Genomic DNA, 9,937 nt, shown 5'->3' with positions numbered 1-9,937 from the left:
CGCCAAAACGGACAGGAGTATGAAGTAAATACAGTTAAAGACCTTGATTATAGTGTCTATAAAATGCGGAATGGTGATGTTGTGACTGCCGAGGCTATCCTTAACCGCTTCACTAATAAGCTTGAAATCCGTGGTGCCGTTTACCGTCCCGGTATCTACCAGCTAAACGGTAAACTGAATACCGTCCGCGAATTGGTGAACGAAGCCCAAGGACTGACGGGTGATGCTTTCTTGAATCGTGCTGTCCTTTATCGTCAACGTGAGGATCTTACTACTGAAGTTATCCCTGTTGACATTAAAGCCATCATGGATGGTACTTCTCAAAATATCATCCTGGCGAAAAACGACATTCTTTATATTCCCAGTATCCATGATTTGGAAGATAGGGGAGATGTTGTAATCCACGGCGAAGTGGCCAAACCTGATTCCTATCCTTATGCTGACAACATGACTCTTGAAGACTTGATCATTCAGGCCGGAGGCTTGCGTGAGGCCGCTTCTGTTGTTCGTGTGGATGTATCGCGTAGAATCAGGAATCCCCATAGTACAGTGGATAATGATACGATTGGTCGGACGTATACATTCTCCCTGAAAGAAGGTTTTGTCGTCGACGGCACACCGGGTTTCGTACTTCAACCTTATGATGAGGTTTATGTTCGTCGTAGTCCGGGTTATCAGGCTCAGCAGAATGTAGCCGTTGAAGGTGAAATCCTGTTCGGAGGGTCTTACGCCATGACCAGTCGTGAAGAACGTCTTTCAGATTTGATCAATAAAGCGGGAGGTGCTACGAATTATGCCTATTTACGTGGTGCAAAGTTAACCCGTGTAGCTAATGCAAGTGAAAAGAAACGTATGGTTGATGTAATCCGCCTAATGAGTAGACAGTTGGGAGAAGCTATGATTGACTCTTTAGGTATTCGTGTAGAAGATCATTTTACAGTCGGCATTGATTTGGAAAAAGCACTGGCCAATCCTGGCAGTACAGCGGATATTGTCTTGCGTGAGGGTGACGTGATTTCCATTCCGAAGAACAATAATACGGTCACGATCAATGGTGCTGTGATGGTTCCAAATACAGTTTCTTATATAAAGGGTGAGAATATAGATTATTACCTGAATCAGGCTGGTGGTTATTCTGAAAATGCAAAGAAGAGTAAGAAATTTATCGTATACATGAATGGCCAGGTAACTAAAGTGAAGGGTAGTGGTAAGAAACAGATTGAACCGGGTTGTGAGATAATTGTGCCTAGTAAAGCTAAGAAGAATACCAATATTGGTAACATTTTGGGTTATGCTACTTCTTTCAGTTCGTTGGGTATGATGATTGCCTCTATTGCTAATTTAATCAAGAAATAACGAATACTTTATAATACCTTTATTTATGTCTACTTTGATGGAACAAACATCTGAAAAGGAAACAAAGCAGTTGCACAATAATCACAATGACGAGGGGCTTGAAATCGATTTGATGGATCTTCTTCGTAAGGTTATAGGTATTCGTAAGAAGATCTATAAAGCGGCCGGTATCGGACTGATAATTGGTGTTATTGTTGCGATAAGTATCCCTAAGCAGTATACGGTTGAAGTTACTCTTTCTCCGGAAATGGGTAATAACAAAGGTGGTGGTTTATCCGGTTTGGCTGCTTCCTTTTTAGGAAGTGGAGTTTCTATGGGAGATGGAACCGATGCCTTGAATGCTTCCTTATCTGCAGATATCGTCTCTTCTACTCCCTTCTTGTTGGAACTTTCTAATATGAAAGTACCTGTATCAGGGAGTGAGAAAATCTCTTTAAGTTCTTATTTGAATGAAGAGTCATCCCCATGGTGGGGTTATGCACCTCGATTTCCTCGCATGGTAATTGGTGGAGTAAAGTCCTTGTTTACAGCAAATGAGGATGAATCCATATCTTCCGATAAAGTAAGTCGGGGGACCATTGAATTATCCAAAAAGGAGTTTCAGAAGATTGAATCACTAAAGAAAAAGATTGCTGCTTCTGTAGATAAGAAAACCTCTATGACTACCGTTTCTGTGACTTTGCAGAGTCCTAAGGTTGCTGCAGTTGTTGCTGACTCTGTAGTTAAGAAATTGCAGGAATATATAATAGACTACCGTACCTTCAAGGCAAAAGAGGATTGTATTTATTTGGAGAAACTCTTCAAGGAACGTCAGCAAGAATATTATGCTGCTCAGAAGAAATATGCCGATTATATGGACTCTCATGACAATATCATTTTGCAGAGTGTTCGTACCGAACAGGAACGTTTGCAGAATGACATGAGTTTGGCTTACCAGGTATATAGTCAGGTTACCAGTCAGCTTCAGGTTTCCAGAGCTAAAGTTCAGGAAGAAAAACCAGTGTTTGCTGTTGTAGAACCTGCTGTTGTCCCCTTGGAACCTTCGGGAACCAGTAGAAAGGTATATGTTTTAGCTTTTATTTTCCTATCAGTTTGTATTGTAATCTCTTGGAATTTGTTCGGGAAAGATCTCCTAAATAAGTTCAAAGAAGTATATGCCTAAAATCAATTTTTAATGTGATATGGTATCAACCACCAGTCAAATCAATAAATTTATAGAATTTGTAGCAGTTCTGGGAGATCTGATCATTCTGAATCTGGTATTGTTTTTTCTCCTTTTCTTTTGGGAAGAAGTATTTGTCTCTTTACCTTTTTCTTGTAGGGTTTCCTGGATGATGACTTCGTTAAGTCTTTGCTATCTGGCCTGTTCGAGCTCCCGTGGGAGGGTTTGGGATAGTCGGGGAATTCGCCCTGACCAACTAGTATTGCGCGTGTTGAAGAATATTATAGCTTTTTCCATCTTTTGGGCATGTATCATGACTTTTAGTGGAATCTCTATCTATTCTCCTCTTTTCTTTGTCGCTTATTTCTCTTTCCTCTTTGTCATCTTAAGTATTTATCGCATTATTATTCGTCATTTTCTGATAGTCTATTGTGCTAAGGGCAAGCATAGACGTTATGCTGTTTTTATAGGTGGTGGCAATAATATGCAGGTATTGTATGAGGAGATGGAAAGTTCTCTGGCGTCTTCTCTATATGAAGTCGTGGGTTATTTTGATATAAAACCGAATGATACCCTTTCTTCCCAATGTTCTTATTTGGGTAATCCTGACGGTTTTTCAGATTTTATGTCTGCACACCCGGGTATCAAGCATGTCTTTTGTTCTCTGTCGATGGAGGAAGGGCGTTATAATTTTTCTATCATGAATCATTGTGAAAACCATTTGCTTTATTTTCATGGTGTTCCTAATGTATGTAAAGGTTTTCCTCGTCGTATCTGGCACAGTATGGTTGGCAATATGCCTATTTTGAATCTGCGTTATGAGCCTTTGGGTAAGATGGAGAATCGTATATTGAAGCGGATATTTGATATTGTTTTCTCTGGTCTTTTTCTGGTTACTATTTTTCCTTTTGTTTATCTCATAGTAGGTAGTATCATAAAGCTGACTTCTCCCGGTCCTGTATTCTTTAAACAAATGCGTACAGGTTTGAATGGTGTGGATTTTGTGTGTTACAAATTCCGTTCCATGAAAGTGAATGATGAAGCTGACAGTAAACAGGCTACGGCTGATGATCCCCGTAAAACAAGATTTGGAGATTTCCTCCGTCGTTCTAATATAGACGAACTTCCTCAGTTTATCAATGTCTTTAAGGGTGATATGTCGATAGTCGGTCCCCGTCCACATATGTTGGCCCATACAGAGACTTATGCCCGTTTGATTGATAAATATATGGTGCGGCATTTTATAAAACCTGGGGTGACCGGCTGGGCTCAAACACATGGTTTCCGTGGTGAAACGAGGGAACTTTCACAGATGGAGGAACGTGTTAAGGCTGATATTTGGTATATGGAGCACTGGACAATGTTGCTTGACATATATATCATTTATAAGACCGTGGCGAATGTAGTTGTAGGAGAAAAGAACGCATATTAAAGTATCTTTACAAGTAAAACATCTTAAATATATATTACTAAATATATCTGCTTATGAATAAAAAAGAAACCCTGAAGCAACAAATTCTTCAGTTATCTCGTGAATATTATAATGAGGTTCATCGAGACTCCAAAGTCTTTGAACCAGGGAAAAGTTTTGTAAATTATGGTGGTCGTTTTTTTGATGCTGAAGAACTCGTTAATTTGATTGATTCCTCTTTGGACTTCTGGCTTACAGCAGGACCTTGGGCTCATAAATTCGAGAAACGTTTTGCAGACTGGTTGGGGGTTAAATATTGTTCGCTGACAAATTCCGGGTCTTCTGCAAATTTATTAGCATTTATGACATTGACTTCTCCACTATTGGGGGAGCGTCGTATAAAAAAAGGTGATGAGGTTATAACAGTAGCTTGTGGATTTCCAACTACTGTAACGCCTATCATTCAGTATGGTGCGATTCCAGTATTTGTAGATGTAACGATTCCGGAGTATAATATAGATATAACTCAACTGGAAACTGCTTATTCTGATAAAACCAAAGCTGTCATGATTGCCCATTCGTTGGGTAATCCTTTCGATTTACAGTCGGTAAAAGATTTTTGTGATCGTCATCATCTTTGGTTAGTTGAAGATAATTGTGATGCCTTGGGTTCAGAATATACCATTAATGGTGAAACGAGAAAGACAGGGACCATCGGTCATATTGGTACTAGCAGTTTTTACCCACCACATCACATGACAATGGGTGAGGGTGGTGCTGTGTACACAAATGATCCATTGCTTAATAAGATAACCAATTCTTTCCGTGATTGGGGGCGTGATTGCTGGTGTGTAGGTGGTGTAGATAATACTTGCAAGTATCGTTTCAGTAAACAATTTGGTGAGTTGCCTGTAGGTTATGATCATAAATATGTTTATTCTCATTTGGGTTATAATTTAAAGCTAACCGATATGCAAGCGGCTATTGGTTGCGCCCAATTGGATAAGTTGGACAGTATAGTATTGGCTCGTAGAAAGAATTTCCAGACTTTACTTGACGGTCTGAATGATACGGAAGGACTAATACTTCCTGAACCTCAAAAGAACTCTAATCCTAGCTGGTTTGGTTTTCTTATTTCAGTGAAAGAAGATGCAGGGTTCACCCGTAATGAATTATCAGAATATTTGGAGAGCAAGAAAATACAAACCCGTAATCTTTTTGCAGGAAACCTGTTGAAACATCCGGCTTTTAATGAAATGCGACAAAACGGTGACGGTTATCGTGTTGTCGGTGATTTGAAAGGTACAGATTTTATATTGAATAATACTTTCTGGATTGGAGTTTACCCGGGTATGACTGAAGAAATGCTCCAATATATGATTTCCACAATCAAGGAATTTGTTACATCCCGTAAAGCGTAGAGAATAATGAAAGCAGTCATTTTCGCAGGAGGTTTTGGAACCCGTTTGAGTGAGGCTACCAATCTTATTCCCAAACCGATGGTTGAAATAGGTGGAAAGCCTATTCTTTGGCATATTATGAAGACTTATAGTCATTATGGAATTAATGAATTTGTTATCTGTTGCGGTTATAAACAATATGTTATAAAAGAATATTTCGCTAATTATTTTCGTCATAATAGCGACCTCACAGTCGACCTGTCCAATAACAGTGTTGAAATACTTGATAATCACTCTGAAAATTGGAAAGTGACTATGGTTGATACCGGCTTGAATACCCAAACAGGAGGGCGTCTGAAACGAGTACAGAAATATATTGGTGATGAACGCTTTGTTCTTACTTACGGCGATGGAGTAGCGGATATAAATATAGCAGAGAGCATTAAGGAGCATGAATTATCAGGTTGTGACATCTCATTAACGGCTTACAAGCCCGGAGGTAAATTCGGAGCCTTGCAAATAGATTTGAATAATAACAAGGTACTTTCCTTTCAAGAAAAACCGGATGGTGATCGTAATTGGGTGAATGCAGGTTATTTTGTTTGCGAACCTAAAGTCTTTGAATATATTCCTGCGTGTGATGATACTATTGTTTTTGAGCGTAAGCCTCTTGAAGACTTGGCGAAAGATGGTAAAATGCATGCTTATCGTCATACCGGTTTTTGGAAGCCGATGGATACACTCCGTGATAATGTGGAACTCAATGAAATGTGGGATAAGGGGATAGCTCCCTGGAAAGTTTGGTAAATAATGGATATAGACATATTTAAAAATTTCTATAGAGGGAAGCGTGTTCTTGTAACCGGACATACAGGCTTTAAAGGTAGCTGGCTTTCTATCTGGCTCCATGAATTGGGAGCGGAAGTGATCGGGGTGGCTAAAGATCCGGCTACAGATAAAGATAATTATGTGTTGTCCGGAATAGGAGGAAAAATAAAAGCTGACCTGCGTGCTGATATTCGTGATAGTCAGCGAATGAAAGATATTTTTCAGGAATATCAACCCGAAATTGTTTTTCACTTGGCTGCCCAACCTCTAGTACGTTTAAGTTATGAAATTCCCGTTGAAACGTACGAAACTAATGTAATGGGGACGATTAACATATTGGAAGCTATACGGATAACGGATAGCGTAAAGGTAGGCGTCATGATAACTACCGATAAATGTTATGAAAACAAAGAGCAACTTTGGGGCTATCATGAGAATGAACCGATGGGTGGTTACGACCCTTATTCCAGTAGTAAGGGAGCGGCCGAAATAGCTATTGCTTCTTGGAGGCGTTCTTTCTTTAATCCAGAGCAATATGAAAAGCATGGTAAAAGTATAGCCAGTGTTCGTGCAGGTAATGTGATTGGTGGTGGCGATTGGGCTTTAGATAGAATTATTCCCGATTGTATCCGTGCTTTAGAATCAAATAGACCTATTGAGATTCGTAATCCGGAAGCTATTCGTCCTTGGCAACATGTATTGGAACCATTAAGTGGTTATATGTTATTGGCTAGTAAGATGTGGGATGAACCTACCAAATACTGTGAAGGATGGAATTTTGGTCCAAGAACAGAATCTATTTCTACTGTTTGGGATATTGCTGCTAAAGTTGTGGAAGAATATGGAAGCGGAGACTTAAGAGATTTGTCTGAACAAAATGTTTTGCATGAGGCGAGATTACTGATGTTGGATATTTCCAAAGCCCAATTTTTGTTAGGATGGCAGCCGCGAATGAACCTTGATCAGACTGTATCTCTGACAGTCGATTGGTACAAAAGTTATCGTAAAGAAGAAGTCTATGATGTTTGTGTAAATCAAATAATCAACTATTTATTGAAATGAAAATATTGTTGACGGGGGCAACAGGCTTTTTGGGCTCTCATATTGCTGAAACTTTATCTACACATGGCCATGAACTATTGTTAGCAAAAAGAACAAAATCAGATTTATGGAGATGTGCTTCTTTAGAAAATAAAGTTAAATGGACTAATAGTGATTCAGATACTTTTGAATTGGATGTTTTGTCTTTTCGTCCTAATGTAATAATAAATTCTGCTTGGAATGGTGTTTCAGCAGGTGAGCGGAACTCATGGAAACATCAACTCGATAATTTATGTTATCAACAGCGCTTACTAGATTTAGCAAAGCGGTTAGAAGTAAAAGTATTTATAGGAATTGGTTCTCAAGCAGAATATGGGACTTTTGATGGGTGTGTTGATGAAAATTACATAGCTGATCCTAATACAGCATATGGGGTTGTAAAATTGGCAGCACAACAAATAGTAAAAACTTTCTGTGAAGAAAATAATATAACTTGGTATTGGTTTAGATTGTTCTCTTGTTTTGGTGAGAGAGAAGCAGAGAACTGGTTAATACCTGCTGTCATCAAAAATATGATGTCTACTGATCAAGATCATATGGATTTAACAGCTGGTGAACAGAAGTATTCTTATTTATATATTAAGGATGTAACAAATGTGATACTGTCTGCAGTTAAAGGAAATGCAGAAAGTGGGATTTATCATATTGCTTCGGATAAATTGCGTTCCCTAAAAAGTATTTTAGTTCATATAAAAGAATATTTAAGACCTGAATTTTGTTTAAATTTTGGAGCTCTCCCTTATCGTAAAAATCAGTCAATGATTAATGGCTCTGTTAATTTGAAGACTCGAAAAGCGTTTGGAGACTTTGAAGTTTCTGATTTTTCTAGTAAATTAATTCAAACGATAGAATATTATAAGGCTATTTATAATGATAAAAGATAGTATTACGTTATCAAAAGAAATACGTAAGTGTTCATTACGTATGGTTTACCAAGCAAAAGCATCTCATATTGGTGGGGCTTTATCAATGGTAGATTTATTATCTGTGTTATATAGTACGGTATTAAAATATGATGTTTCTAATCCTTCTTGGGAAGAAAGAGATCGGTTTATACTCTCAAAAGGTCATGCTTGTGTCTCTTTCTATTCTACATTAGCATTATGTGGTTTCTTTTCTATGGAGGAACTGGACGATTATGGGAAAAATGGAAGTCGTCTATTATCCCATACAAGCCATTATATACCAGGAATAGAAATTTCTGCTGGTAGCCTTGGACATGGTTTGCCAATTGCGTGCGGAATTGCTTTAGCTGCGAAGCGAAGAGGACAGAAGTATCGTACTTATGTAATTGTTGGAGATGGAGAAATGGATGAAGGTTCAAATTGGGAAGCTTTACTGTTGGCTTCACATTTAGGACTGGATAACTTGTGTTTAATTATTGACTATAATAAGATTCAAAGTTTGGGTGCAACCAATGAGGTTTTAAATTTGGAACCTTTTAAAAGTAAGTTGGAGGCATTCAATTGGAATGTTATTCAAATAGATGGTCATAATCATGAAGCTATTCGTAGAGCTTTCATCCAAGCGGAAGCATTTTGGGGGAAACCAACTGCGATAATAGCTGATACAATAAAAGGTAAAGGAGTTTCATTTATGGAAAATGAATTGTTGTGGCATTATAAATCTCCGGATGAAAAACAATATAATCAAGCTATAAAGGAAATAGAAGGATGAGAACTGCATTTATAAAACAATTGGTAGAAGAAGCTAAAAAGAATGACAAAATATTTCTTGTTGTTGGGGATTTAGGCTTTAGTGTAGTCGAAGATTTTGCTAATCTGTTTCCAAAGCGTTTTTTAAATATAGGTATAGCAGAACAGAACATGATTGGTGTTGCTGCTGGATTGGCTAAGGAAGGGTATAATGTTTATGTTTATTCTATAGGGAACTTTCCCACTCTTCGTTGTATGGAGCAGATTCGTTATGATGTAGCATATCACAGTTTAAGTGTAAAAATTGTATCGGTTGGTGCAGGTTATGCCTACGGTTCGCTCGGTGCTTCACATCATGCGACTGAAGAGCTTGGTATGATGCGGACAATTCCTAATATGATTATATGTTCTCCTTGCGACCCTGTTGAAGCAAAGTCGGTAACTACGATTTCTGCAAACTATAATGGACCGATGTATCTGAGACTAGGGAAAGCGGGTGAAGCAATTGTTCATAAGGAAAATATAATGAATTTACAAATAGGAGATCTTCTTCCAATAAAAATTAATAGTGAAAAAAAAGTTCTGCTTGCTAGTGGTTCTATATTAGATTATGCAGTAAAATATATGATTGTTGAAAATATTAAATCAGATATTTATAGCGTACCTTTTGTAAAGCCTTTAAATGTAAAACAAATAAAAGAAATAGCAGAGCAATATTCTGAAATAATTGTTTTGGAAGAACATCAAAAAAGTTGTGGTATTGGGTCTGCAATTATTGAACAGATTAGTGATTTATATGCTTATGGTGTACTTCCTATATATCCCAGAATAAAACGGATAGCAATAGATGATAAATTCTATTCAATATCAGGTTCACAAGATTATTTAAGAGAGAAAGCAGGATTACGGTTATTTTAAGAATTGTGTATTTAGTTGTAATCAGTAGTGTGAAAATAGCCTTCTTTGTTGGATAAATAGTGATCTACTGTGATGAAAAATAATGTAACAGTGGAAATAATTGAAT

9 protein-coding genes are annotated in these 9,937 nt (G+C 37.8%); all 9 read left to right on the top strand.

Translation table 11 applies throughout. The features are described from left to right. Window positions 1-1,356, top strand: a 1,356-nt coding sequence (locus DW173_RS24230; RefSeq protein WP_233562255.1) for an SLBB domain-containing protein, incomplete at its 5' end; no start/stop codon positions are given. 25 nt (window positions 1,357-1,381) lie between these two features. Beyond that, window positions 1,382-2,518, top strand: a complete 1,137-nt coding sequence (locus DW173_RS20275; RefSeq protein WP_120145108.1) for a Wzz/FepE/Etk N-terminal domain-containing protein — start codon at window positions 1,382-1,384, stop codon at window positions 2,516-2,518. 19 nt (window positions 2,519-2,537) lie between these two features. Next, window positions 2,538-3,950 carry an undecaprenyl-phosphate glucose phosphotransferase gene (locus tag DW173_RS20270; RefSeq protein WP_120145107.1) on the top strand — a complete coding sequence of 471 codons (1,413 nt, stop codon included), beginning with the start codon at window positions 2,538-2,540 and terminating at the stop codon, window positions 3,948-3,950. A 53-nt stretch (window positions 3,951-4,003) separates the two neighbouring features. After that, window positions 4,004-5,350 (top strand): lipopolysaccharide biosynthesis protein RfbH, encoded by a 1,347-nt coding sequence (rfbH, locus tag DW173_RS20265; RefSeq protein ID WP_009039833.1) that lies wholly within the window; start codon window positions 4,004-4,006, stop codon window positions 5,348-5,350. Window positions 5,351-5,356: 6 nt separating this feature from the next. Then, complete coding sequence (gene rfbF, locus DW173_RS20260; RefSeq protein WP_009039832.1) at window positions 5,357-6,136, top strand: glucose-1-phosphate cytidylyltransferase; 780 nt, start codon at window positions 5,357-5,359, stop codon at window positions 6,134-6,136. Window positions 6,137-6,139: 3 nt separating this feature from the next. Further along, a complete protein-coding gene (gene rfbG / locus DW173_RS20255; RefSeq protein ID WP_009039831.1) occupies window positions 6,140-7,219 on the top strand; it encodes a CDP-glucose 4,6-dehydratase in 1,080 nt (359 codons plus the stop codon). Next, window positions 7,216-8,142 carry an NAD-dependent epimerase/dehydratase family protein gene (locus DW173_RS20250; RefSeq protein ID WP_009039830.1) on the top strand — a complete coding sequence of 309 codons (927 nt, stop codon included), beginning with the start codon at window positions 7,216-7,218 and terminating at the stop codon, window positions 8,140-8,142. The genes rfbG and DW173_RS20250 overlap by 4 nt, the downstream gene beginning before the upstream one ends. Next, window positions 8,129-8,935, top strand: coding sequence for a transketolase (locus tag DW173_RS20245; RefSeq protein ID WP_120145106.1), 807 nt, complete (start codon window positions 8,129-8,131; stop codon window positions 8,933-8,935). Before DW173_RS20250 ends, DW173_RS20245 begins: the two co-directional genes overlap by 14 nt. Beyond that, a complete protein-coding gene (locus DW173_RS20240; RefSeq protein ID WP_120145105.1) occupies window positions 8,932-9,831 on the top strand; it encodes a transketolase family protein in 900 nt (299 codons plus the stop codon). The genes DW173_RS20245 and DW173_RS20240 overlap by 4 nt, the downstream gene beginning before the upstream one ends. Window positions 9,832-9,937: the final 106 nt, after the last annotated feature.

It is taken from the genome of Bacteroides sp. AM16-13, from assembly GCF_003602705.1.
GTDB classification, from domain to species: Bacteria; Bacteroidota; Bacteroidia; order Bacteroidales; family Bacteroidaceae; genus Bacteroides; species Bacteroides xylanisolvens.
This window is presented reverse-complemented; position numbering and strand designations above follow the sequence as displayed.

Bases quoted from the DNA above. Each gene is read 5' to 3' on its own strand.
- DW173_RS20275 (WP_120145108.1), top strand. From the start codon at position 1,382: ATGTCTACTTTGATGGAACAAACATCTGAAAAGGAAACAAAGCAGTTG.
- DW173_RS20270 (WP_120145107.1), top strand. From the start codon at position 2,538: ATGGTATCAACCACCAGTCAAATCAATAAATTTATAGAATTTGTAGCA.
- rfbH (WP_009039833.1), top strand. From the start codon at position 4,004: ATGAATAAAAAAGAAACCCTGAAGCAACAAATTCTTCAGTTATCTCGT.
- rfbF (WP_009039832.1), top strand. From the start codon at position 5,357: ATGAAAGCAGTCATTTTCGCAGGAGGTTTTGGAACCCGTTTGAGTGAG.
- rfbG (WP_009039831.1), top strand. From the start codon at position 6,140: ATGGATATAGACATATTTAAAAATTTCTATAGAGGGAAGCGTGTTCTT.
- DW173_RS20250 (WP_009039830.1), top strand. From the start codon at position 7,216: ATGAAAATATTGTTGACGGGGGCAACAGGCTTTTTGGGCTCTCATATT.
- DW173_RS20245 (WP_120145106.1), top strand. From the start codon at position 8,129: ATGATAAAAGATAGTATTACGTTATCAAAAGAAATACGTAAGTGTTCA.
- DW173_RS20240 (WP_120145105.1), top strand. From the start codon at position 8,932: ATGAGAACTGCATTTATAAAACAATTGGTAGAAGAAGCTAAAAAGAAT.